Annotated in this window: 20 protein-coding genes, 1 tRNA gene and 1 pseudogene; 11 read left to right on the forward strand and 11 right to left on the reverse strand. The window is 43.8% G+C overall.

Annotation, left to right across the window (positions count from 1 at the left end):
- Nucleotides 1–21: 21 nt before the first annotated feature.
- Nucleotides 22–1,263, forward strand: a pseudogene (locus ELZ11_RS15830) (multifunctional CCA addition/repair protein); the annotation flags it as partial.
- Between the two features lie 66 nt (nt 1,264–1,329).
- On the opposite strand, the gene ELZ11_RS15835 reads toward ELZ11_RS15830, so the two are convergent.
- From ELZ11_RS15835 to folB, 3 genes are read right to left on the reverse strand one after another with little or no spacing between them, the layout of a single operon-like run.
- The gene (locus tag ELZ11_RS15835) at nt 1,330–2,133 is read right to left on the reverse strand and encodes an undecaprenyl-diphosphate phosphatase (protein WP_137358388.1); all 804 of its coding nucleotides are present in this window, start codon (nt 2,131–2,133) and stop codon (nt 1,330–1,332) included.
- Between the two features lie 14 nt (nt 2,134–2,147).
- Nucleotides 2,148–2,630: a 2-amino-4-hydroxy-6-hydroxymethyldihydropteridine diphosphokinase gene (gene folK / locus ELZ11_RS15840; protein ID WP_137358389.1), complete on the reverse strand. Its 483-nt coding sequence runs from the start codon at nt 2,628–2,630 to the stop codon at nt 2,148–2,150.
- Nucleotides 2,627–2,986 carry a dihydroneopterin aldolase gene (folB, locus tag ELZ11_RS15845; RefSeq protein WP_137358390.1) on the reverse strand — a complete coding sequence of 120 codons (360 nt, stop codon included), beginning with the start codon at nt 2,984–2,986 and terminating at the stop codon, nt 2,627–2,629. Before folB ends, folK begins: the two co-directional genes overlap by 4 nt.
- Nucleotides 2,987–3,124: 138 nt before the next feature.
- Here folB and plsY point away from each other — a divergent pair, with 138 nt between their 5' ends.
- Complete coding sequence (gene plsY, locus ELZ11_RS15850) at nt 3,125–3,721, forward strand: glycerol-3-phosphate 1-O-acyltransferase PlsY (RefSeq protein WP_137358391.1); 597 nt, start codon at nt 3,125–3,127, stop codon at nt 3,719–3,721.
- A 20-nt stretch (nt 3,722–3,741) separates the two neighbouring features.
- Here the strand turns inward: plsY and ELZ11_RS15855 are convergent, their stop codons facing one another.
- Entirely contained in the window at nt 3,742–4,557 is an 816-nt protein-coding gene (locus ELZ11_RS15855) for an alpha/beta fold hydrolase (protein WP_137358392.1), read from the reverse strand.
- Between the two features lie 94 nt (nt 4,558–4,651).
- A complete protein-coding gene (tsaD, locus tag ELZ11_RS15860) occupies nt 4,652–5,668 on the reverse strand; it encodes a tRNA (adenosine(37)-N6)-threonylcarbamoyltransferase complex transferase subunit TsaD (RefSeq protein WP_137358393.1) in 1,017 nt (338 codons plus the stop codon).
- 230 nt (nt 5,669–5,898) lie between these two features.
- Between tsaD and rpsU the strand changes: the two genes are divergently transcribed.
- The 7 genes from rpsU to ELZ11_RS15895 all read left to right on the forward strand — a co-directional run bounded on the left by rpsU (nt 5,899) and on the right by ELZ11_RS15895 (nt 12,847).
- Complete coding sequence (rpsU, locus tag ELZ11_RS15865; RefSeq protein ID WP_001145625.1) at nt 5,899–6,114, forward strand: 30S ribosomal protein S21; 216 nt, start codon at nt 5,899–5,901, stop codon at nt 6,112–6,114.
- A gap of 25 nt (nt 6,115–6,139) precedes the next feature.
- Nucleotides 6,140–6,583 carry a GatB/YqeY domain-containing protein gene (locus ELZ11_RS15870; protein WP_137358394.1) on the forward strand — a complete coding sequence of 148 codons (444 nt, stop codon included), beginning with the start codon at nt 6,140–6,142 and terminating at the stop codon, nt 6,581–6,583.
- 113 nt (nt 6,584–6,696) lie between these two features.
- Nucleotides 6,697–8,448 carry a DNA primase gene (dnaG, locus tag ELZ11_RS15875; RefSeq protein WP_137358395.1) on the forward strand — a complete coding sequence of 584 codons (1,752 nt, stop codon included), beginning with the start codon at nt 6,697–6,699 and terminating at the stop codon, nt 8,446–8,448.
- Nucleotides 8,449–8,546: 98 nt separating this feature from the next.
- Nucleotides 8,547–10,397, forward strand: a complete 1,851-nt coding sequence (gene rpoD, locus ELZ11_RS15880; RefSeq protein ID WP_137358396.1) for an RNA polymerase sigma factor RpoD — start codon at nt 8,547–8,549, stop codon at nt 10,395–10,397.
- A gap of 164 nt (nt 10,398–10,561) precedes the next feature.
- Nucleotides 10,562–10,637, forward strand: a tRNA-Ile gene (locus ELZ11_RS15885).
- Nucleotides 10,638–11,022: 385 nt separating this feature from the next.
- Nucleotides 11,023–12,078, forward strand: a complete 1,056-nt coding sequence (locus tag ELZ11_RS15890) for a TRAP transporter substrate-binding protein (RefSeq protein ID WP_244291675.1) — start codon at nt 11,023–11,025, stop codon at nt 12,076–12,078.
- A gap of 157 nt (nt 12,079–12,235) precedes the next feature.
- The gene (locus ELZ11_RS15895; protein ID WP_137358398.1) at nt 12,236–12,847 is read left to right on the forward strand and encodes a redoxin family protein; all 612 of its coding nucleotides are present in this window, start codon (nt 12,236–12,238) and stop codon (nt 12,845–12,847) included.
- A 236-nt stretch (nt 12,848–13,083) separates the two neighbouring features.
- Here ELZ11_RS15895 and glmS read toward each other — a convergent pair whose 3' ends face one another.
- Together glmS and ELZ11_RS15905 are read right to left on the reverse strand one after the other, a co-directional pair.
- Nucleotides 13,084–14,916, reverse strand: coding sequence for a glutamine--fructose-6-phosphate transaminase (isomerizing) (gene glmS, locus ELZ11_RS15900; RefSeq protein WP_137358399.1), 1,833 nt, complete (start codon nt 14,914–14,916; stop codon nt 13,084–13,086).
- Nucleotides 14,917–15,012: 96 nt separating this feature from the next.
- Nucleotides 15,013–15,774 (reverse strand): DeoR/GlpR family DNA-binding transcription regulator, encoded by a 762-nt coding sequence (locus ELZ11_RS15905; RefSeq protein ID WP_137358400.1) that lies wholly within the window; start codon nt 15,772–15,774, stop codon nt 15,013–15,015.
- A gap of 428 nt (nt 15,775–16,202) precedes the next feature.
- On the opposite strand from ELZ11_RS15905, the gene pykF reads away from it, so the two are divergent.
- Together pykF and ELZ11_RS15915 are read left to right on the forward strand one after the other, a co-directional pair.
- Nucleotides 16,203–17,612 (forward strand): pyruvate kinase PykF, encoded by a 1,410-nt coding sequence (gene pykF / locus ELZ11_RS15910; RefSeq protein WP_137358401.1) that lies wholly within the window; start codon nt 16,203–16,205, stop codon nt 17,610–17,612.
- 183 nt (nt 17,613–17,795) lie between these two features.
- The gene (locus ELZ11_RS15915; RefSeq protein WP_137358402.1) at nt 17,796–18,455 is read left to right on the forward strand and encodes a GntR family transcriptional regulator; all 660 of its coding nucleotides are present in this window, start codon (nt 17,796–17,798) and stop codon (nt 18,453–18,455) included.
- A gap of 453 nt (nt 18,456–18,908) precedes the next feature.
- Here ELZ11_RS15915 and ELZ11_RS15925 read toward each other — a convergent pair whose 3' ends face one another.
- From ELZ11_RS15925 to ELZ11_RS15940, 4 genes are all read right to left on the reverse strand, one after another.
- Entirely contained in the window at nt 18,909–20,792 is a 1,884-nt protein-coding gene (locus tag ELZ11_RS15925; RefSeq protein WP_137358404.1) for a sensor domain-containing diguanylate cyclase, read from the reverse strand.
- A 110-nt stretch (nt 20,793–20,902) separates the two neighbouring features.
- Complete coding sequence (ilvN, locus tag ELZ11_RS15930) at nt 20,903–21,397, reverse strand: acetolactate synthase small subunit (RefSeq protein ID WP_137358405.1); 495 nt, start codon at nt 21,395–21,397, stop codon at nt 20,903–20,905.
- A 2-nt stretch (nt 21,398–21,399) separates the two neighbouring features.
- Entirely contained in the window at nt 21,400–23,139 is a 1,740-nt protein-coding gene (locus tag ELZ11_RS15935; RefSeq protein ID WP_137358406.1) for an acetolactate synthase 3 large subunit, read from the reverse strand.
- A gap of 456 nt (nt 23,140–23,595) precedes the next feature.
- Complete coding sequence (locus ELZ11_RS15940) at nt 23,596–25,404, reverse strand: AMP-dependent synthetase/ligase (RefSeq protein WP_137358407.1); 1,809 nt, start codon at nt 25,402–25,404, stop codon at nt 23,596–23,598.
- Nucleotides 25,405–25,419 lie beyond the last annotated feature (15 nt).

Genomic DNA, 25,419 nt, shown 5'->3' on the forward strand with positions numbered 1-25,419 from the left:
AGCCTACTGTTAGAAAAAGTTCGAGGTAACACATTGCAAATATTCTTAGTAGGTGGCGCTGTTCGCGATCGATTACTTCATATTGAAAGCTACGATAAAGATTGGGTGGTGGTTGGAAGTACGCCAGAACAAATGCAAGCACAAGGCTTTACCGCTGTAGGGAAAGACTTCCCGGTTTTTCTCCACCCTGAAACCAAACAAGAACACGCACTTGCTCGTACCGAAAGAAAATCAGGTTCTGGCTACACTGGCTTTGAATGCCACTTTGCACCAGACGTTACTCTCGAAGAAGACTTAATGCGTCGCGATCTTACCATCAATGCAATTGCACAAGATGAGAACGGCAAATTATATGACCCATATCGTGGCCAGCAAGATCTCGACGATAGAGTGCTACGCCATGTCTCTGATGCCTTTGTAGAAGACCCACTTCGCGTATTACGAGTAGCACGTTTTGCAGCCAAACTCGCGCATTTGGGCTTTTCTATTGCTCCTGAAACTAAAACGTTAATGTCTGACATTGTACAGTCAGGCGAGTTAAGCCACCTAACCGCAGAACGCGTGTGGCAAGAGTGGCACAAATCGCTAAGCACTCAAAGCCCTGAAGTTTTCCTGGCAACATTGCGTGATTGCGGAGCTCTCAAAGTAGTACTGCCAGAGCTAGACGCATTATTTGGTATCCCGCAACCAGAGAAATGGCACCCTGAAATTGATACAGGAATACATACATTAATGGTCGCTCAGCAGGCCGCTCTATTAAGTGACAGCCTACCCGTCCGCTTTGCTTCTCAAGTTCACGATTTAGGTAAAGCCGTCACGCCAGAAAATGAATGGCCAAGCCATAAGATGCATTGTCATACCGGGCTTAGCATCATCAAAGCTCTCTCCGAGCGAGTTCGAGTACCTAATGAATTTAGAGATCTAGCCCTACTTGTATGTGAACAGCATTCGAACGTCCATCGCGCTGCTGAGTTAAAACCTTCAACCTACTTGAAAGTGCTCAATAAAATGGACGTGTGGCGTAAACCAGAACGCTTGAACGATATCCTTCTTTGCTGCCAAGCCGATCATGCTGGCCGTAAAGGGTTAGAGCACAGCCCCTACCCTCAAAAACACCTATTTGAACAAGCCTTCCAAGCCGCACTCAGCGTAGAGGTGAAGCACATTATCGCGGATGGTTTCAAAGGGAAGGACATACGTGACGAACAAGACAAAAGACGTATCGCTGCAATAACCAAAGCGCTCGCTTCCCTCCGCCACTAATTGGTTCCTCAAATAAAAAGCCCGCTCAACTTTCATTGAACGGGCTTTTTCTATTAGGTGAACGGCTTACTGCAGCATCAAGAATGCAAACAATCCGAAACCAAGAATCAAACGATAAATCACAAATGGCGTCATTCCCATTCGAGAAATGAGCTTCAAGAAGAAGTGAATACAGATGTAAGCACTAATAAATGAAGTCACGATTCCTGTTAATAGGAAACCAACATGAATCGGCTCCCCACTGGTAACTAACTTTAACCCTAGGTAGCTACCCGCCAAGGTGATAATAGGGATTGACATTAAAAATGAAAAACGAGCCGCAGCTTCGCGAGTGAAGCCTAAATAGAGTGCAGCCGTAATCGTAGCGCCAGAACGAGAAGTCCCTGGAATCATGGCTAACGCTTGCGCCACACCAATAAATAGAGCCTGTTTCCAGCCAGCTTTGTATTCATCATTCGCAAGAGAGGAGTTCTTATCCACCCACCACAGTAACAAACCAAATATGATGGTTGTGGTTGCAATCACCCAAGCGCTGCGCAGGTACAGTTCAATGAAATCTTTCATCAGTAAACCAAATACACAAGCTGGGATCGTAGCGAGAATGATCATCCACGCTAGCTTAGCTTCTTTGCTGCGATCTCCTTTAAAGATCGAGGCGAAAAAAGCATTCAATAACGAGATCACTTCTTTGCGGAAATAAATCACAACTGCAGCAAGCGTACCTACATGCACTGCGACATCAAACGCTAACCCTTGATCTTCCCAGCCAAGAACAGCGGAAGGGAGAATCAAATGGGCAGAACTAGAAATTGGCAAAAACTCAGTTAACCCCTGAATTAATGCCAAAATAAATGCTTCAAAATAACTCATGACTTACCTAAAAATTACAAATGTAGATCCACAACTGACAACGAGTCTAATTGATCCATCTTCTGCCAGATTTCACTAACCGAACGGCCATCATCTGGAATCACCCTATTAGGGCAAAGATCATAGAGAGGCTGAATGACAAATGGGTATTTGAAAATATCGCTGCGGGGCAATTCTGGATCTTTTTCCGAAACCAAATCACCAAATAGCACAATATCAAGATCGAGGTTACGATCCTGAAACTTATGAGCATTTTCCGATCGTCCCCACTTTATCTCTATTTTACGGAGTGTCTGTGAAAATTCCGTTAAGGTCTGGGAAGTTTTCAGTTCAACCATAAAGTTATAGAAAGCACTGCTATCAAAACCGACAGGAGCACACTCATAAATTGGAGAGCATTTTAAGTCTTGGCCGATCTGCTTGAGTTCATCCCATGCCGCTTGGGCATGTTTATCGCGGTCTATGTTCGTGCCAACACCAACATAGACAGTCGTCATGCTTGACCTCTTTCGATGACCACTCCAACCGATTTCGCTTGTGGGACTGCGCCAGGTTTGGCTAAACGAATTTTGATCCAAGGCACTGAAAACTGAGTCATGATCAATTCCGCAATCTCTTCTGCCACTCGTTCAACGAGCAGAAAGCGGCCATTCTCAATATGATCTAATACTGCGGTGCTCACTTTTGAGTAATCAAGAGCATCAACCACATCATCACTTTTCCCCGCTGGGCGGTTGTCATGAGCCATTTCGATGTCTAATACTAACTTCTGCTTAATCTCTTGTTCCCAATCGTAAACACCAATGGTAGTGATCACTTCTAGTTGTTCAATAAAGACTTTATCCAGTGCCATGCCTTGTCCTTTTAGAGGTCGGATACCCAAAGTTGGGAAAAAAACGTATTATTTGCAAAATTCGAGATATGATATCAATTACTCTTGGATAGAGCATTACTTTCCCACCTTTAGGTTGAATACCGTGTAAGGATAGACATGACCCCTTTAGCACTAATCATGATCATTGCGGCCTATTTATTAGGTTCAATCTCTAGTGCTGTCTTAATTTGCCGGATCGCCCGATTGCCCGATCCCCGCTCCGTGGGATCAAACAACCCAGGTGCAACAAACGTACTGCGGATTGGCGGAAAATACGCAGCGGCCTCTGTGCTGCTTTGCGATATGCTCAAGGGCACAATTCCAGTGTGGCTTGGTTACTACCTAGAAATTGATTCGTTGATGTTAGGTGTGGTGGCGATTGCCGCTTGCCTTGGTCATATGTACCCGCTGTTTTTCCACTTTAAAGGCGGAAAAGGGGTGGCGACGGCTTTAGGTGCGATTGCGCCAATCGGATTAGATTTAACAGGAATGATTATGGCGACATGGCTATGTATCGCATTTTTGTTTCGTTACTCGTCGCTGGCTGCCATCATCACCGTTTTGCTCGCGCCTTTTTATACTTGGCTTGCCAAGCCTCAATATACTCTGCCGGTAGCTATGCTGTGCTGCTTAATTGTATTACGCCACCACCAAAACATCCGTCGACTTCTTGATGGCAGCGAACCTAAAATTGGCGAGAAGAAATCCGCTTGATCGCTTCTCACTCATTATATCTAGGCGTATACCTTATCTAAAAACGTAGATAGCATTTGATTGACGAATTCAGGCTGTTCTAAGTTGCTGATATGGCCAGCTTTTGGAATTTGCACTAACTCACTTCCTGTAATGCAGTCATGCATTAAATAAGACTCTAATACTGGACGAGGCTTATCTTCTTGGCCCGCAGCAATTAATACAGGTAACGCAAACTGTTCTACCGTCTCAATCAAGTCTCGACGACCAAACACCATGCGCCCTACTCGTGCCACTTCAACTGCTTGTTCACCTTGAATGCTTTCTAGGTGTTTAGTGAATGAAGAGACAAGGTCAGGCGAATCTATTTGCACATCGTTAGCAAAAAACAATGGCACAACCGCTTCTACAATTGGAGGCGGAACTAACTTTACTTGGCTGATGGTGTCTAGCATCCCGAAATACTTAGCATGCGCCACTTCAGGTTCAAGCCCAACAAAGGTATCCATCAATACCAAAGATTTTACTCGGCTTGGTGCGAGTGCCGCGAGTTCCGTCCCCCACATACCTCCAACGGATAAACCTATGATTGAAAACTCTTCGATCTTCAAATGATCCATTAAAACCAATATATGCTCTGCGTAATCTTTTAAATTACGAGTAGCTGAGGGAGCAAAATCAGACTGACCATGAGCCCATAAGTCAGGCACGATACAACGGTATGATTGGCTCAAGTGTTCAACTTGAGGTAACCACATATTGCTGTCCCACAAATAGCTATGGCCGAGCAGTAATACTGGGCCTTCCCCTTTATCGAGGTAGGTCATTGTCTGATTGTCTACAGTAAACTTTTCCATTTTTCTTCCCTAATAACAGGCGACATAAAAAAACGGCCGCATTTAAGCGACCATTTCTGGAATTCATCAAGCGCCAAAAGACGCTTAAGAGATATTATTCAATTGGCTCTAACTGATCGATTGGCCAACGTGGTGTTGCGTGTACCGATAAATCGGCAGTTTCACCATTTTTCAGACGCTGCATGCCAGCGTACGCGATCATAGCACCGTTATCTGTACAGAATTCAGTACGTGGGTAGTACACCTCACCACCGATTTTATCTGCTAACGCTTCTAGTTCAACGCGCAACTGCTTGTTCGCACTCACGCCACCCGCAATCACTATACGTTTCATGCCAGTTTGCGCCAAGGCGCGCTTACATTTAATGACTAATGTGCCACAGACTGCTTCTTGGAATGCATAAGCAATATCAGCGCGAGTTTGCTCATCGTCGTCATTATCACGAATGGTATTCGCTGCAAATGTTTTTAGACCAGAGAAGCTCATGTCCAAGCCAGGGCGATCTGTCATTGGTCGTGGGAATTTAAAGCGCCCCGGTGTGCCTTTTTCAGCAAGGCGTGACAGCAATGGGCCACCTGGGTAATCCAGTCCCATGAGCTTCGCGGTTTTATCAAACGCTTCGCCAGCAGCATCATCAATCGACTCACCAAGAATCTTGTATTCGCCAATACCTTTTACTTCCACCATCATGGTATGTCCGCCAGAAACCAGCAGAGCAACAAATGGGAAAGGCGGTGGGTTATCTTCAAGCATTGGTGCTAAAAGGTGGCCTTCCATATGGTGAACCGGCACAGCAGGTACATCCCATGCGTAAGCAATGCTGCGACCTATCGTAGCGCCCACAAGTAACGCCCCGACCAAACCAGGGCCAGCAGTGTAAGCAATGCCATCAATGTCTTTCGATGTTAGGTTAGCTTCTGCTAGCGCTGCTTTAATCAGCGGGATAGTCTTCTTAACATGGTCACGTGATGCTAGCTCTGGGACTACACCACCATAATCGGCATGCAGTTTTACTTGGCTATATAGCTGATGAGAAAGCAGGCCTTGCTCGTCGTCATAAATCGCTATACCTGTTTCATCACAAGAGGTTTCAATACCAATAATGCGCATAATTTTCTCGGCACGCTTTCGTTTAAAATGGGAAATTGGCGCAATATTACCTCGCCTTCGCTTCTCAAACAAATATTGTACAGACTATAATCGACAAAGTGCTTTACAAAGCCACTGTGATCGGATTAAAATTCCGCACCATTTTTGATCAAGCTGGTTATGACTGAAGAATATTGATTCAGTCCACTAAGTTACCAGCGTTAACGAATAACCCCTGAGGTGAAAGGCATATGCCAGTAGTTAAAGTACGTGAAAACGAACCGTTCGACGTTGCACTACGTCGTTTCAAGCGCTCTTGCGAAAAAGCAGGTATCCTTTCTGAAGTGCGTCGTCGTGAGCACTATGAAAAACCAACTACAGTTCGCAAACGCGCTAAAGCAGCAGCTCAAAAGCGTCACGCTAAGAAGCTAGCTCGCGAAAACGCACGTCGCGTTCGCCTGTACTAATAACTTAATCCATAAGGACTGAGTTATGGCTCTGATTGAACAACTCAAAGAAGAGCAAAAATTAGCGATGAAAGCCAAGGACAAACCGCGCCTTGGCACTATCCGTTTAGCCCTTTCAGCAATCAAGCAACGTGAAGTTGACGAACAGATCACTCTGAGCGATGACGACATTCTTGCTGTGCTGGTTAAAATGGTTAAACAGCGTCGCGATTCTGTTGCTCAATATGAATCTGCTGATCGTCAAGACCTAGCAGACGTGGAAAAAGCAGAAATTACTGTACTTGAAGGCTTTATGCCTCAACCGCTTACAGATGAAGAAGTAGCAGCACTAGTTGATAGCGCCGTTGCAGAGTCTAACCCAGCGGGCATGCAAGACATGGGTAAAGTAATGGCTATCTTGAAACCACAAATTCAAGGGCGTGCAGATATGGGTAAAGTTAGTGGTTTAGTTCGTTCTAAACTCGCTTAATCCCAGATCAAATTGCAACAAGCCGTGCAATCCTTTGGAACGCACGGCTTGTTTGTATCTAGAGCTTATTCATTTATTATCACCTTCTGGTTAGTGCATTTTTCTAAGGTTTTATGGCAGGACACATCCCTCGCAGTTTCATTGATGATCTCCTAGCGCGTCTTGATATAGTCGACATCGTTGACGCACGCGTGAAACTTAAGAAAAAAGGCAAAAACTACGGCGCTTGTTGCCCATTCCATAACGAAAAAACACCTTCATTCAGTGTTAGCCAAGAGAAACAGTTTTATCACTGCTTTGGCTGCGGCGTACATGGTAACGCCATCGACTTCATTATGGAGTTTGAACGCTTAGAGTTCGTTGAAGCGATTGAAGAGCTCGCCTCTTTTTTAGGGCTCGATGTTCCAAGAGAACAACGCAGCGGCGAAATATCGACAGCACCAAGAGCCAACACAGAACAAAAACGTAACCTGTATGATTTAATGGGCGGGATCAGCCAGTTTTACCGCTCTCAATTAAAGTTATCAGCCAATAAACCAGCGATTGAGTACCTCAAAAATCGAGGCCTATCCGGTGAGATAGTTCAAAAGTTCGGGATCGGTTTTGTTGCTGATGAATGGGACCTAGTTCGCAAGAATTTTGGTCAGCAAAAAGAAGCGCAAGACATGCTAGTAACTGGCGGCATGCTAATCGAAAACGATAAAGGCAATCGCTACGACCGATTCCGCGGCCGTGTTATGTTCCCGATTCGCGATCGCCGTGGCCGAGTGATTGGATTTGGTGGTCGAGTACTGGGTGACGGTACCCCTAAATATCTGAACTCACCAGAAACACCAATATTCCATAAAGGTAAAGAGCTCTACGGCCTTTATGAAGTACTGCAAGCCTATCGTGAACCGCCACAAATTTTAGTGGTTGAAGGCTATATGGACGTGGTCGCGCTGGCTCAATATGGCGTTGATTACTCTGTTGCGTCTTTGGGTACATCTACCACTGGCGATCACGTGCAAATGCTATTTCGCCAAACCAACACCGTTGTCTGTTGTTATGACGGTGACCGAGCGGGTAAAGAAGCCGCATGGCGCGCACTTGAAAACGCTCTGGAATACCTAAAGACAGGTAATACGCTCAAGTTTTTGTTCTTGCCTGATGGCGAAGACCCAGACAGCTTCATCCGTGAAAATGGAAAAGAAGCCTTTGAGCAATTAGTGAAAAATGCGACGCCACTTTCTACCTATTTATTTGAGAACCTTATCGAGCTTCATCAAATTAACTTAGGTACAAATGAAGGAAAGTCAGCTTTACGTGCACATGCGACAGCACTTATTAACAAAATCCCAGACAGCTATTTCCAAGAATTACTTGAGAAATTACTCGATGAGAGAACTGGATTTGATAACCAATTAAGGCGAGCACGCGTCCATACAAATAAAACGCAACCTCAACCGCATAAAGAGCTCAAGCGAACTCCAATGCGTGAGGTAATCGCTTTGCTTATTCAAAATCCGAGCTATGCTGATATGGTACCGGATATTTCAAGTGTGAGAGAACTCACTCTTCCTGGGCTAAGTTTATTAATCGAGGTCCTTGATAAATGCCGTGAGCATCCCCATATCAACACGGGCCAATTATTAGAACATTGGCGAAATAGTAAGAATGAGGCGCTTCTGTCTCGTCTCGCGAGCTGGGAAATCCCCCTCGATGAAGACAATCAAGAAGATATATTTTTAGACTCATTGGACAATATACTTGCCCAGTGCGTTGAAAAACAAATTGAAAACCTGCAGGCCAAAGCAAGAAGTATCGGCTTATCAGCCGACGAAAAAAGGGAGCTGCTAGCACTAATGCTAGATTTAAAAGCGTAACCCTGTTTGATTAGTCAGCAATAAATAAATTTGTTAACATTATTGGTTTGCATTTCGAATGCAACGTCCTTCACCAGACCTGAAGTTGGATATCATCTATGGATCAAAATCCGCAGTCACAGCTAAAATTACTTGTTATTAAAGGCAAGGAACAAGGCTATCTGACCTACGCCGAAGTAAACGACCACCTACCTGCAGAAATTGTTGACTCTGAACAGGTAGAAGACATCATTCAGATGATCAACGATATGGGTATCAAGGTTGTAGAAACCGCGCCTGATGCCGATGATCTTGCGTTAAATGATGACGATACCATTACAGATGAAGATGCAGCTGAAGCTGCTGCTGCTGCGCTTTCTAGCGTAGAAAACGAGATTGGCCGTACTACTGACCCAGTTCGCATGTACATGCGCGAAATGGGTACGGTTGAGCTACTGACTCGTGAAGGCGAAATCGACATTGCTAAACGCATTGAAGATGGTATTAACCAAGTTCAATTATCGGTTGCTGAATACCCAGGTACTATTCCATACATCTTGGAACAGTTCGATAAAGTTCAAGCTGAAGAAATCCGTCTAACGGATCTAATCAACGGCTTCGTTGACCCTGATGATGACGGTACAGCAGCACCAACAGCAACACACATCGGTTCAGAACTGGCTGAAACAGATCTAGAAGACGAAGACGCTGAAGATGCAGAAGACGCAGATTCAGAAGAAGAGGAAGAAGAAGATACAGGTATCGATCCTGAGCTTGCTCTTGAGAAATTCACAGCACTTCGTAACAGCTACCAAAACCGTCAGCTAGCGATCAACGAATACGGCCCAGAAAGCCCGAAAGCGGTTCTTGCAACGACTATGATGCAAGACGTATTCAAAGAGTTCCGCCTAACGCCGAAGCAATTTGATCACCTAGTAAACGAACTACGCACTTCTATGGATCGTGTTCGTACTCAAGAGCGCCTAATCATGCGCCAGACTGTTGAGTACGGCAAAATGCCTAAGAAATCTTTTATCGCGCTATTTACAGGCAATGAATCAAGCGAAGCTTGGTTAGATGAAGTGCTGGCTTCTGATAAGCCTTACGCTGAAAAGATTAAGCGTCACGAACAAGATATCCGTCGCTCAATTCAAAAACTAGACATCATTGAGCAAGAAACGTCTCTAACGGTTCAAAGCATCAAAGATATCAGCCGTCGTATGTCTATCGGTGAAGCAAAAGCTCGTCGTGCGAAAAAAGAGATGGTTGAAGCAAACTTACGTCTAGTAATTTCAATTGCTAAAAAGTACACCAACCGTGGCCTACAGTTCCTGGATCTAATCCAAGAAGGTAACATCGGCCTAATGAAAGCAGTTGATAAGTTTGAATACCGTCGTGGTTACAAGTTCTCTACTTACGCTACGTGGTGGATCCGTCAAGCAATCACTCGTTCGATTGCCGACCAAGCTCGTACTATCCGTATTCCGGTTCACATGATCGAAACGATCAACAAACTAAACCGTATCTCTCGTCAAATGCTACAAGAGATGGGTCGTGAGCCTCTTCCGGAAGAACTGGCTGAACGCATGCAAATGCCTGAAGACAAGATCCGTAAAGTACTGAAGATCGCTAAAGAGCCAATCTCAATGGAAACGCCAATCGGTGATGACGAAGATTCGCACCTAGGTGATTTCATCGAAGATACGACTCTAGAGCTGCCTTTAGACTCAGCAACAGCGACTAGTCTAAAAGGTGCGACGAAAGACGTACTAGCAGGTCTAACACCTCGTGAAGCGAAAGTACTTCGTATGCGTTTTGGTATCGACATGAACACTGACCACACTTTAGAAGAAGTAGGTAAGCAGTTCGACGTAACCCGTGAACGTATTCGTCAGATTGAAGCAAAAGCACTGCGTAAGCTTCGTCACCCTAGCCGTTCAGAAACTCTGCGCAGCTTCTTAGACGAGTAAACACAAACAGCTTTGTGATTAAAGTTTGAACAAAAAATCTAAAAGGTGAGCTTTGGCTCACCTTTTTTGTATCTAATTGATTTAAGTGGCTAAGATGTGAACGCAATTGACCTACTTAGTCTCTAGACACCGTAAAACGCATCCCCTATAATCTATGCCCTATCGGCCCCTTAGCTCAGTGGTTAGAGCGCACGACTCATAATCGTTCGGTCCCCAGTTCAAATCTGGGAGGGGCCACCAAATATAGAAAAGCCTGAGAGTATTTATACTTCTCAGGCTTTTTGCTTTTCTGACCAGCACTATTTCTTACCGCCCCAGCTCTCTATACCAACAGATCTACCTCAGCGCCTCTCTCGTAAATTACGTGATAAATGCATCACTTAAACAATAACGACAACGCACCTAATGAAACCTATTAATCAGCACCTTCATCTAATTCAGCCCCGTAAACCATTTATCATTCACTATAAATTGACATCTACAATAATATATAAGGCTAACCAATTCCTTTAGGTAGTGCTCATAACTTATTGACCTCATTTAAAGATCCCGTGAATCTGGTTTTATCGAACAGTAGATAAAACACTAACGAGAAATATAATAAATGAATATAAAGAACAAAGTCATGTTGCTCATCAAGACCACGTCGATCGCAGCACTTACCACCTTTGCAATGTCCGCTTCCGCCGCAGAAAAAGTTTATCGCCTAAAACTGGCTGAAACTTGGGGACCCAATACACCGATTCTTGGTGATGCGACAAAGAATATGGCCAAGCTTGCCAATGAGATGTCGAATGGTCGATTGCAAATTCGCATCGACTCAGCAAACAAGCACAAAGCTCCTCTAGGTGTTTTTGATATGGTGAAGTCTGGTCAATACGATCTTGGCCATTCAAGCTCTTATTACTGGAAGGGAAAAGTACCGAATACATTGTTCTTCTCTTCAATGCCTTTTGGAATGATGACTACCGAGCAATACGCATGGTTTTATCGTGGCGGCGGTATGGAGTTGATGCAAGAAGTGTATGCCCCTCATAACCTGCTCTCTTTCCCTGGTGGTAACTCTGACATTCAAATGGGTGGCTGGTTTAAAAACGAAATTAACTCGATAGAAGACCTTCAAGGCCTCAAAATGCGTATCCCAGGTTTCGCGGGTGAAGTTTTTGCCAAAGTAGGGGCAAAGCCGACCAATATCGCACCTGGAGAGCTATTTACATCTTTAGAACGTGGCACAATCGATGCGCTTGAATGGGTTGGGCCAGCTTTTGACTTGCGTATGGGCTTTCAGAAAATCGCACCTTATTACTACACTGCTTGGCATGAACCAGGCTCAGAAACTCAGTTCTTAGTGAATAAAAAGACGTGGGACAAGCTACCGAAAGATTTGCAACTTATCTTAGAGACCTCTTTCCGAGTCGCAGCATTTGATATGTACACACAAGCGATTGATGCCAATGCCAATAGCTGGGACACAATGCTAACTGAGTACCCAAATATCAAAGTACGTGACTTCCCACCTGAAGTATTAAAAACCATGCGAATTGCGACCAACGAATTACTTGAGCAACAAGCAAGTAAAGATCCATTAGCGAAAAAAATCATTGAATCGCAAGCCAGTTACTCCAAAAAGGTACGCGCATGGACCGACATCTCAACAAAAGCTTACTTGAATAACGATTAACCTTTCTAGATAAAGCCCACCAATCGGTGGGCTTTCATTATTCTTTGACAATAAACGCACTCGTCCAACCACATAAATATTCTCATTTTATGCTTGAACAAACAAACAGAACACAATACTGTTAGTTTATTCTATTCATTAAGGGAAATATTTACTTATGAAGAAATTACTTCTTTGCTCAGCGATCGCATTAATTACAACTGGTTGTGCTCAACAACCTCAATTTCCAGTATCTAGCTTATCTTCAGGTTTAGGTGAGGGTAACCAAGTTACTTTGGAAGAGAATTCTTTTGAACTATCAGGTCAAGCTATCCAAGTAGGCCAGAAGATGCCAGGCGCGATATTAAAAGATGGTGGCTTTGGTGATCACGACCCTTCACAGAGTAGCGATAGCGTTCGTATCTATAGCATTATGCCGTCTATCGATACGCCAGTATGTGAGCAGCAGGCACATGAGTTAAGTGAGTTCCTAGAAGAGAATGAAGCTTCTAACATCGCCTTCTATGCCGTATCAGCCGATACTCCATTTGCGCAAGCTAACTTCCAAAAAGAGGGAAAGATTAGCGAGAAAGTGACTTTCTTGAGTGATGCTCGTAGCCACCAATTTGGTGAACTAACAGGGACTCAAATTGAGCCACTTGGTCTACTCACACGTAGTATTATTGTTGTAGGCAAAGACAGCACAGTGTTACACATTCAGCGAGTACCAGAGCTAACCACAGTGCCTGATCTTGAAGAAGCAATCAAAGTCGCTCAAAACAATATCTAGATACAACAACGGGAGCCAAGGGCTCCCGTTTTATTCCAGTCAGCAAAACAAAGGTGGTATCGACTTTATGATTAGTTGATTACCCGCATTTATAAATTTAGCAGTCACAATTTGATTAGAATACAAAATCTGTATAAGTTGTGAGCTATAAATTATTTAGACTTATAAATGAATGCAATATTACATTAACTGCCATTGCATCCACTTATCGGCTTCCCACCCATTGCATATTCTGCTTATTCTACTGTTACCGCTTTCGCTAAGTTACGAGGTTGATCCACATCCGTGCCTTTGATTAAAGCCACGTGGTAAGACAACAACTGCATTGGAATGGTGTAGTAGATTGGCGCTGTGATATCACTGACATGCGGCATAGTGATGATCTTCATACTGTCATCAGCTTCAAAACCAGCGTCTTCGTCAGCAAACACATACAACAGCCCGCCACGTGCACGTACTTCTTCGATGTTGGACTTTAGTTTCTCAAGTAACTCATTGTTTGGAGCCACGACCACAACTGGCATATCTGCATCAATAAGAGCTAGCGGGCCATGCTTCAGCTCGCCTGCTGCGTATGCTTCTGCGTGAATGTAAGAGATCTCTTTCAGCTTAAGCGATGCTTCTACCGCAATTGGATAAAACTCACCACGACCAAGGAAAAGCGTGTGGTGCTTATCGGCAAAGTCTTCTGCAAGCGCTTCAATTTCTTTGTCATAAGCTAATGCGGCATTAATTTGTTTAGGTAACGCATGTAACGCTTCCACAATCTCAGCTTCTTTCTCAGTGCTGATCAGCTGCTTTTGCTTACCCAAAGCCGTCACTAACATCAGTAGCGCAGAAAGCTGAGTAGTGAAAGCTTTTGTTGAAGCTACACCAATCTCTGTGCCTGCACGAGTCATAAAGGCAAAATCAGATTCGCGAACCAAAGATGAACCCGCTACGTTACACACTGTCATCGCCGCCATGTAACCTTTCTCTTTTGCCAAGCGCAGCGCTGCAAGTGTATCAGCCGTTTCACCGGATTGAGACAGAGTAATCAATAGGCTATTTGGACGAGTCACAAATTTGCGGTAACGGAACTCAGAAGCGATCTCAACATCACAGCTAACACCAGCCAAAGACTCGAACCAGTAGCGCGCTGTCATACCTGCATTGTATGACGTACCACAGGCAATGATTTGTACATGCTCGACTTTATTGAGGATTTCAACCGCGTTAACACCAATGCTTTCAGTCACAACAGCGTTATCGGTGATACGGCCTTCCATCGTATTGATCAATGCTGTTGGCTGTTCAAAAATCTCTTTCTGCATGAAGTGGCGGTACTTACCTTTATCACCCGCATCATGCTCTGCGTTAGATTCAATCACTTCACGTTCAACACGAGTGCCATGCATATCGAATACTGAAACTTCACGACGAGTAATTTCGGCAACATCGCCTTCTTCTAAGTACATGAAGCGACGTGTGACGTTAAGAAGCGCCAGTTGGTCTGAAGCTAGGAAATTTTCGCCCACACCAAAACCGATAACAATTGGGCTACCAGAACGCGCAACGACAATGCGGCTCGGATCTTTACGGTCAAAGACAACTGTGCCGTAAGCGCCTTCCAATTGTTCCGCTGTTTTTTGTAAAGCTTCAACCAAAGTTTCTGAAGTACGGCGCTCCCATTCAACTAAGTGAGCGATAACTTCAGTATCAGTTTGAGACTGAAATTCGTAGCCGCGTTCTTTCAATAAAGTGCGCAGCTCTTCGTGGTTCTCAATGATGCCGTTATGCACAACAGAAATATCACCAGAAACGTGTGGGTGCGCATTGGCTTCAGATGGTTCACCATGCGTTGCCCAGCGCGTATGTGCGATACCAGTTCCACCGACAACATGCTCTTGCTCTACCGCTTCCGCCAGTTCATTTACTTTACCTAAACGACGAACACGCGTCAGGTTCTGTTCGCCATCAACCACAGCCACACCCGCAGAGTCGTAACCTCGATACTCTAAACGGCGTAGACCTTCGACTAAGATTTCAGCTACATCACGCTGTGCTACTGCACCAACAATTCCACACATGGTTAAACCCCTATTATAATTTTTGCGTTCCTACCGACTGCAAGCAATGTCGTTTCAACCTAAAGGTTAATTATAGGACCTTAGTTTCATATTTTATTAACTAATAATCACTCGTACATCGTGTGATTCAATTTTTTCTATCGTGTCTTTGTCTAGATTGCCATCGGTGATCAGTACGTCGATGTCTTGCCAAGCCAATTCTAAGTTAGGGATTCTTCGCCCAACCTTTTCAGACTCAACCATCACAATCACTTCTCTTGAGACTTCAGCCATCACCTTACTTAGGCCGACTAATTCATTAAATGTGGTGGTTCCGCGCTCTAGGTCGATGCCATCGGCTCCAATGAATAATTGGTCAAAGTCATAAGCGCGTAATACGGACTCGGCCACCTGCCCTTGGAAAGATTCGGAATGTGTGTCCCAAGTTCCACCTGTCATTAATAACGTCGGTTCACTTTCCAGTTCATTTAGCGCATTGGCTACATGCAACGAGTTGGTCATTACAACTAAGCCACTTTTATCATTGAGCTGCTGAATCAATGCACCTGTGGTGCTGCCACTATCAATCACGATGCGGTTATGGTCACGAATCAGTGAAGCTGCGGCTGATGCCAGCGAAACCTTTCGACTTGAAACTTTATAGCTCAACTCATCACTCACAACTTCTTTCGGTAGGGCAATTGCTCCACCATAGCGGCGTAAAAGTTGACCATTTTTCTCTAAAGAGGCGAGATCCTTTCTAATCGTGACTTCAGAGGTTTCAAATTTTATGGACAACTCTTCAACGCTCACCTCACCTTTTTCATTTACTAGGTTAGAGATTGAGTGTCTTCTGAGCTGAGTGTTTCGTTTCGACATTAAACAAAGACCATTAAGTTTCGATTTGAAAGCAAGTATAGTCAAACTGAAACTATTTCGTCCATTTATTTCGATCTAAAAAATTAATAAATTGCGCCAAAACCTTGTCCTAAGACAATTGTTAAGCAGTGATATTGAACTCATTAGGTGGTAGAATCCGCCCCCGAAAAGAAAAAAAATTACGAAATTACCCGTTATTTTTTTGCAACTTTCTCCTGATATGGTGGAGCAAGTCACAAAAACCTGACGTTGAATCGAAATGAGTTGGTCATAAAATGACTAAACTTGATGAAAGACTTACAGCTCTGAAGAGAAATGAAGAAGCTTTATCTTGAACAGCAGGCACAAAATGTTGCTCGATAAATGTATCTCCTTCAGGGAACAGACAAATTTCAAATTGTAACAATACTTACCGGAGAGTATCTTCCATGAAAAAGACCAAAATCGTATGTACGATTGGCCCTAAAACTGAATCTGTTGAGAAACTAACTGAACTTGTAAATGCAGGCATGAACGTAATGCGCCTGAACTTTTCTCACGGTGACTTTGAAGAGCACGGCACTCGTATTGCGAACTTCCGTACAGTAATGGAAGCAAAAGGTGAGCAACTAGCAATCCTTCTTGACACTAAAGGTCCTGAAATCCGCACAATCAAACTAGAGAACGGCGACGACGTTGATCTAGTAGCGGGTCAAGAATTCACATTCACAACTGACGCTTCAGTTGTAGGTAACAAAGACGTTGTTGCTGTAACTTACCCAGGCTTCGCTGCTGACCTTACAGCAGGTAACACTATCCTTGTGGATGACGGCCTAATTGAGATGGAAGTTATCGCAACAACTGAAACTGAAGTTAAGTGTAAAGTTCTTAACAACGGTGCTCTAGGCGAAAACAAAGGTGTTAACCTTCCTGGCGTTTCTGTTCAGCTTCCAGCGCTTTCTGAGAAAGACAAAGCAGACCTTAAATTTGGTTGTGAGCAAGGCGTAGATTTCGTTGCTGCTTCTTTCATCCGTAAAGAAGAAGACGTTAAAGAAATCCGTGAACTTCTAAACGCTAACGGCGGCGAGAACATCCACATCATTTCTAAGATTGAAAACCAAGAAGGTGTAGATAACTTCGATTCAATCCTTGAAGCTTCTGACGGCATCATGGTTGCTCGTGGTGACCTAGGTGTTGAAATCCCAGCGGAAGAAGTAATCTTCGCTCAGAAGATGATGATCGAAAAATGTAACCGTGCACGTAAGATGGTTATCACAGCAACTCAAATGCTTGATTCTATGATCAGCAACCCACGTCCAACTCGCGCAGAAGCGGGTGACGTTGCAAACGCAATCATGGATGGTACTGACGCGGTAATGCTTTCTGGCGAAACTGCGAAAGGTAAGTACCCAGTTGAAGCGGTAACTATCATGGCTCAAATCGCTGAGCGTACAGATAGCGCACTTAAAGCTGAGCTAGGTTCTCGTCTAGATAGCCCTCGTCTACGTATCACTGAAGCGGTATGTAAAGGCGCGGTAGACACAGCTGAGAAACTTGCTGCACCTCTAATCGTTGTTGCTACAGAAGGCGGTAAGTCTGCACGTTCAGTACGTAAGTACTTCCCAACAGCAAACATTCTTGCACTGACAACTAACCAGAAGACAGCTGCTCAGCTAGTTCTTACTAAAGGTGTAACACCTGTTCTTGTTGATTCAATCGCAAGCACGGATTCGTTCTACATCGAAGGTAAAGAAATTGCACTACAATCAGGCCTAGGTAACAAAGGCGATATCGTTGTAATGGTTTCTGGTGCTCTAGTTGCTTCATGCACGAACACGGCATCTGTTCAAGTTCTATAAGAAATGAATTCATTTGCATAGAATATAAAAAGAGGGCTAACGCCCTCTTTTTTTATGAAACAAAACTTGCTCGATTAATCAGTACGCTGTATTATCAACCTCATTAGAACTTCGTACCGTTAATTCTTCCCTACTTGTCCAAAAGAATTAGCCGTCGCAAATAAAGCAATGTGAGGAAATCCAGTGTCTAGCCCTACTCTAACCGACAAAGTGTCAAAAATGATCCGTCAAGACATTCTGAGCGGCGACTTACGTCCCGGCCAAAAATTGGTGGTTGCAGATCTGAAAGACAAATACCACGTAGGTGCATCGCCTATCCGTGAAGCGCTTGTTCAGCTTTCTTGGAGCAAGTACGTAAAACTTGAGCCACAAAAAGGCTGCTGGGTTGCTCCTGTATCAAAAGAAGAATTGAACGACCTATACGAAAGTCTACGCGTCGTGTCTTCTGTGCTTCTTAAGAAAGCGATTGAGTCAGGTGACGAAAGCTGGGAACTAGAAGTATTAACCTCTTACCACAAACTATCTCGCGTAAAGAACGTTGCAGAAGAGTTTAACTACAACGAGTGGGAAGAGCGTCATCAACAATTCCACGTAGCGTTACTAGAAGGTTCTGATTCAAAAAATATGTTTGAATTCTTTAGCGACCTCATCAATCAAGTGAAACGCTACCGTTACTTAGCGCTATCTTCTGACTCTTCTTCAGATGAACTATTTAATATCGACGAGCATGAAATGATCATGAAGTTAGTTCTGGCGAAAAACCCAGAGCAAGCGGCTGACTTACTGGACCAACACTTATTAGGTTCTATGAAGCGCATTGAAGAAATCATTGAAGCTGCATGAAAGTAAATAAAAAACCGGAGCCAATGCGCTCCGGTTTTACTTTGTTTAGCATGATATTACCATCCGAAAAACTCTTTATGGTGAGTGTTTAACAGCAATACCATTAACAAAAAATAGATCGCGCTTATCTTAAATCCTAAAATGACTAAGCACCCGATCGTTAATCTCACTAAGAAATCGACAAACATACCCTGCCCCACAAACCAGACTGCTCGTCCCCTTTATTTGTTAGCTTCACGCTCAAAGTAAAAAGCGCCTAATGCTAATCATCTTGTTATAAGCGTAGGGATTACAGCTCGATCTTTATTACCAATTAAGACACCACCAAATACAGAAGCGCAGCCATAGACGCACTATATTGAAGCGAACTTATTGTTCAGTGTAGTTCAAATTCAGACAGGTATTAGACTTTAGTCTAAGAAGAGGAAATTCGTGATTGCTAGCACAGTAAAGCTAGGCGATGTCATCATCACTTCGGCATAAGGAAACGAGATTTCGCCCTGAAGACTTCGACTCATAGAGCGCAATATCTGCACATTTATATGAACGTGTGGTATTGGCAGTGAGATCGGTGAAACCAATACTGACTGTAATTGGCGTACCTTCTTCCATAGAAATACATAAACGTAAGCGATTCAGTACCACTTCAGCTTCTTGGAGTGAAGTGTTTGGCATCAAGATAGCAAACTCTTCCCCGCCCACTCTGGAGACAAAGTCCGTCGTCCGTAAGCCTTTTACCAAGAAAGCGCCAACTTCTTTAATGACTCTATCACCTTCATCATGACCAAGTTCATCGTTAATCCGCTTAAAATGATCAATATCGACTAAAGCTAAGCATATATTTGAGTCTTCAGGGTAACGCTCGGTGATACGAGCATAATGCTCCAGCTGTTCTTCGAACTTACGCCTATTCCACAACTGAGTAAGAGAATCTTTTTCACTTAAGCGTCTTAGCTGATCTTCGAGTTCTTTACGCTCAGTAATGTCGACCAAAGAACTGATGTAGTAACTCACGCTACCAACAGAACTCTTCATCGCGTGCACTCTCATGATCACGGTAAAAGGAATGCCTAACTTAGTTTTACAGGTCACTTCGCCTTCCCAGACATCTTCCTCGACTAAATGCGACCAGATATTGATCATGGAACCCAATTCATGCTCATCGTTGAACAATAACTTTAACGCATTTTTTCCACGGACCTGGTTGATCCCATACCCAGTCATGCTTTCAAACTCATTGTTAACCATGATCGTTTGATGCGATTTATCTGAAATCATGACCGCAGACATACCATTCAAGGCAGCTCTAGCAAGCTTACTTTCAATATTGCGTCGACGGTAGTGAATGAAGATCAATGCAGCAGGCAGCGCAAATATCAGCATGACAAATAAGAAGATCAATGATTCTTGGCCAACATCGATCAAATCACGTTCAGCACGAGCGAGAAGCTGTTTCTCATTCAATTGGATCAACAGAATCAACTGCTGGTTTTTTGCTAAGTAGACAGTGTTGAAAGCGAACAGGTTATTATCTTCGAACACATACCCCATGCGTTCCGATTCCAAGGCCTTCCACACTTTAGGAGCCAACGTTTGTAGATTGAAGGTTTTCCTTTCTTGGATAAAATCGCCGTACAATTTACTTTGATTATGGCTCGATACGTAATAGCCTGAGTCGTTAACCACCTCAGCTCTAAAGTCATGATCGGGCGAGTAATTTAAGCGAGAAGCCAGTGACATGACATCGATATTAAGCACTAAATAACCTAGCTTTACCCCTTCATCTTGAACTGGCGTGACGACTCGTAAAATCGGCTTGTAGGGTGTGGCAACTTCACCAAATTCCAGCTCTAGGTCGATCCCCCAAGAACCAATCTCATCGATGTCTAGCCCTTGTGCGTACTTGAAATAGCTACGTTGTGATTTATCTTGCAGCTGCTTTGGGGTCGTAACTAAACCAGAAATAGACGAGTAATTGATCCTAACTTGCTCATGGCCCGTCAAATCGATCATGCGAATTTGGGTATACCATTTTTGGTTAACGGCAACCGACTTCCATACTTCTTCTAGTACTTTACGATTCTGATGCGAAGGAGTATGAGCAAAATCGATTAAGCTTTGGCTATGACTGAGGAGATCCATAATGGATACCAACTGATCGCGCATGTTACTGTATTCACGCTCGGTATAAGCCAGTTGATGTAAGGCATGTTTCGCCGTTTGCTCAAAGCTATCAAGTTTTACTTCTTTATAGCGCTGGGTGTAATACAGGCCAACGAGTACACAAAATAGTAAGCAAGTGACGAGAAGAGTCAGGAAGGTTGTTTTATTTCTCATCAGTAGCTCGATCAAGCGGGGGGTAATTGGTCGCTAAGTATACCCACTATCGATTTCGAACAAAATAAAAAGCCACTCATTAAGAGTGGCTTTCTAACAATATTATCAAATTAAGCTTTTAAAGCACGCTCACCACGAGCAATACCAACCACACCACTGCGTGCAACTTCAAGAACTTCAGTCACTTCAGACAGCGCTTGGATGAACGCATCGAGCTTTTCGCTGGTACCAGCCATTTGCACTGTGTACTGCGAGGCAGTGACATCAACAATCTGACCACGGAAGATATCCGCTGTGCGTTTTACTTCAGCACGAGCAAAGCCGCTAGCACGAACTTTAACCATCAGAAGCTCTCGTTCAATGTGCTCAAGCTCCGAGACTTCCTGTACTTTTAGTACATCAATCAGCTTATGAAGCTGCTTTTGGATCTGCTCTAGCTGCATTTCATCCGAGTTAGTCGTCACGTTAAGACGAGATAACGTTGGATCGTCAGTTGGTGATACGTTGAGTGATTCGATGTTGTAACCGCGCTGAGAAAACAGGCCAACAACTCGAGAAAGTGCACCCGGTTGGTTTTCCATTAATAGTGAAATGATATGTCTCATAATTATGTTCTCTCCGTCTTGCTTAGCCACATCTTATCCATACCCTCGCCTTTAATCTGCATTGGGTATACGTGCTCAGTATCATCAACACTAATGTCGACAAAGACTAAGCGATCTTTCATTGCGAGTGCTTTTTCCAAACCAGATTCCAATTCATCTGGGGAGGAAATACGCATACCTACGTGACCGTAAGCTTCCGCAATAGCGGCAAAATCTGGAACGGAGTCCATGTATGAGTTTGAGTGACGACCTTGATAAACAATGTCTTGCCACTGTTTTACCATTCCCAAGAAACGGTTATTCAAATTGATGATTTTTACTGGAATGTTGTATTGAAGCGCTGTCGATAGCTCTTGAATATTCATTTGAATACTGCCATCTCCAGTCACAACCACCACTTCTTCGTCTGGTTTCGCGAACTTAACTCCCATGCCAGCCGGCAGGCCAAAGCCCATCGTGCCTAGGCCACCAGAGTTAATCCAACGGCGTGGTTTGTTGAATGGGTAGTACAATGCTGCGAACATTTGGTGCTGACCAACATCCGACGCGACATACGCATCACCGTTAGTGACTTTATGTAGAGTTTCAATTACTTGCTGAGGCTTAATTCGCTCTGGCGATTTTTCGTAAGACAGGCAATTACGATCTTGCCAAACTTTAATCTCACTCCACCAGCTTTCAATCGCTGCAGCATCATTGGTTCCGCCTTGTTCAACCAATAAGTTCACCATGCTTTCAAGTACTTTCTCTGCAGAGCCAACAATTGGAAGATCGACTTTTACGTTCTTCGATATTGACGAAGGATCAATATCAATGTGCATGATTTTAGCGTCTGGGCAGTATTTCTCTAAGTTGTTGGTGGTACGGTCATCAAAACGCACACCAATACCAAAGATCAAATCAGCATTATGCATCGCCATATTGGCTTCATATAAACCGTGCATGCCAAGCATACCTAGCGAGTTTTTATGAGTACCAGGGAATGCACCTAGTCCCATTAGAGTGCTGACTACCGGTAAGTTTAGCGTTTCCGCTAACTTTAGAAGGTGCTCATCAGCTTCCGAGATAACCGCACCACCACCGACATAAAGTACTGGCTTCTTAGCTTCAAGAAGGGCTTTCAGTGCTTTCTTGATTTGTCCTTTGTGACCCGTTGTTGTTGGGTTGTAAGAACGCATCTTGATGGTTTCAGGGTATTCGTAAGGGAGTTTGATCTGCGGATTCATCGTATCTTTTGGCAGATCGATAACAACCGGTCCAGGACGACCTGTTGTTGAAATATGAAAAGCTTTTTTAACGGTTTCTGGGATGTCTTCCGCTTTCTTAACTAGGAAACTATGTTTAACAATTGGACGAGATACACCAACAATATCACACTCTTGGAACGCATCATTACCAATGAGGCTATTCGGTACGTTACCGGAAATTACGATCATTGGAATCGAATCCATATATGCTGTCGCGATACCCGTTACAGTATTAGTCGCGCCAGGGCCAGAACACACTAAAACGACACCAGGTTTACCGGTAGAACGTGTATAGCCATCCGCCATATGGGTTGCCGCTTGCTCGTGACGAACAAGTACGTGTTTGATTTGATCGGTTTTAGCGTGCAAGGCATCGTAGATATCGAGTACCGAACCGCCTGGGTAACCAAAAATTTGCTCTACACCCTCTTCAATAAGAGACTGCACAACCATCTCAGCACCGGATAACATTGCTGTTTCTGGTTTATTCGTCATATTGCTCTCCTTACCAGTTGCCAATGTGTTTGGTTAACGTATTGGCCTGGTTTTACATAGTCTAGGTCTTATTCGTAGCCTAATTCGAAATACTTCCACTTTTTCGGCTATGCCCGCTTGTTGTCATAACATCAAGTAGGGTTACGTAACAACTGTAACGCTTTCTTAGCATGCGGTCTAACCCCACATTTCGCACATAAATATCAATATGCTATTCAGTGGTCATTTATCAGGCTCAAACGCCTAACAACACCATAAATCAAGAACAACAAACCAAGAAAAGAACAAAAAAGAGAGATAAATAACAACAAAAACACATTCAATACGCAATATAACGGGGATTTCAGTGTGCGCTTTGGCACATTTCACTTTCTATAGATGTAAAAAATCCCTCTAATTATGAACAAAAGCTCTTAGAGGGATTTTTAAACAACTGAGAAATTAACTCGTCAGATATTACTTATCTTTCGGTTTTTCAGTGTACATTTCTTCGATTTCATCTTGATACTTGTCATTAATGACTTTACGACGCAGTTTCTGAGTTGGTGTCAGTTCGCCGTTATCCATAGAGAAAGCTTTTGGTAGCAGTTTAAACTTCTTCACTTGTTCAAACTTAGCCAGTTCATCTTGTAAGCCATTGACGCGCTTTTCAAACATCTCTACCACTTGGTTGTTCTTAATCAACTCTAAGCGATCGTGATACTTAATATTCAGCTCTTTGGCGTACTCTTCCAAAGTATCAAAACAAGGTACGATCAACGCAGAAACAAACTTACGTGTATCGGCAATCACCGCGATTTGTTCAATATAGTGATCTTTACCTATCGTACCCTCAATCATTTGCGGAGCAATGTACTTACCCCCTGACGTTTTCATCAATTCTTTAATACGATCGGTAATGAACAAATTGCCGTTTTCATCAAACTGACCAGCATCACCCGTCTTTAAGAAGCCATGCTCATCAAACGTTTTCTCAGTCTCTTCTGGCATCTTGTAGTAACCGCGCATAACCATCGGCCCGCGGACAAGAATTTCATTATTCTCACCAATTTTAACTTCTGCGCCAGGCATCGCCATACCGATAGAGTCAGGGTTGAAGCACTTATCATCCCAACAAGAAACCGTCGCAGTGGTTTCCGTCATTCCATAGCCCAACTTAACGTTTATGCCAATCGCATGGAAGAAACGACCAATAGTTTCGTCAAGCTTCGCGCCGCCACAAGGCATGAAGTTAATACGACCGCCGAGTAGTGCACGTAATTTCGACAGCACTAGCTTATCCGCTAGGTTGTAGCTTTTTTGAAGCATGAAAGATGGCTTGCGATTTTCTTGATGACACAGTACCATTTTCGCGCCCATGTTAACTGCCCAAGTAAACAGTACTTTGCGGATAACGGGAGCCTTAGAGACTTTCTCATGAATCGCCGAAAAGATTTTTTCGTAGAAGCGAGGTACAGCGCTCATCACGGTGGGGCGAACCTCACTCAGAGCATCACGCACTTGCATCGTGTCTTGTAAGTAGCAATTCGTTGCTCCTTTATACAAAACATAGAATGTCCAAGCGCGTTCAAATACGTGTGATAAAGGCAAGAAACATAATGACACGTCGTCATTAGTTAAGCTTAAGCGCTCGTCATGGCCTTCTAACTGAGAGCCAATGTTGGCGTAATCCAACATCACCCCTTTTGGCTGGCCAGTCGTGCCAGAGGTATAAATGAGCGTTAGCAAATCATCCATATTGGCATCGCCTAAGCGCGTATCTAGCTCTGATTGTTGTGAATCACAACCACGGGCTAAGAAATCTTGCCAGCCGATCGCAAACTCATGGCCTTGGGTATCAATGTCATCAGACATCGCCACGATCAGCTCTAGCTGTTCACACTCACCGAAAATATTAACCGCTGCGTCAAATTGAGGTTGCTCACCCACAAACAGCACCCTTACGTCGGCGTTTTGGATGATATAAGAAGATTGCGCAGCAGTGTTGGTCGGGTAGATAGGTACCGTAACAAGTCGAGCTTGAAGGGATGCAAAGTCAGCCACAGTCCATTGAGGCATGTTGTTTGAAAAGATACCTATCTTATCTTGAACTCTCAGTCCTTGAGCCAATAACGCTAATGAAAGCGCATCGATTTGTTGCCCAAATTGCTTCCAGCTAATGCCTTGCCAAGCATTGCTTACTTTATGTTTGAGCGCTGTACGATCACCGCCCTGAGCAATCTGGTCTCGAAGTCTTTTTACGATATGAAAATCTAAATTGGCCATGTCTTTACCTTTGGC

The sequence above is a fragment of the Vibrio profundi genome (assembly GCF_005281835.1).
In the GTDB taxonomy this organism is placed as follows: Bacteria; Pseudomonadota; Gammaproteobacteria; order Enterobacterales; family Vibrionaceae; genus Vibrio; species Vibrio profundi.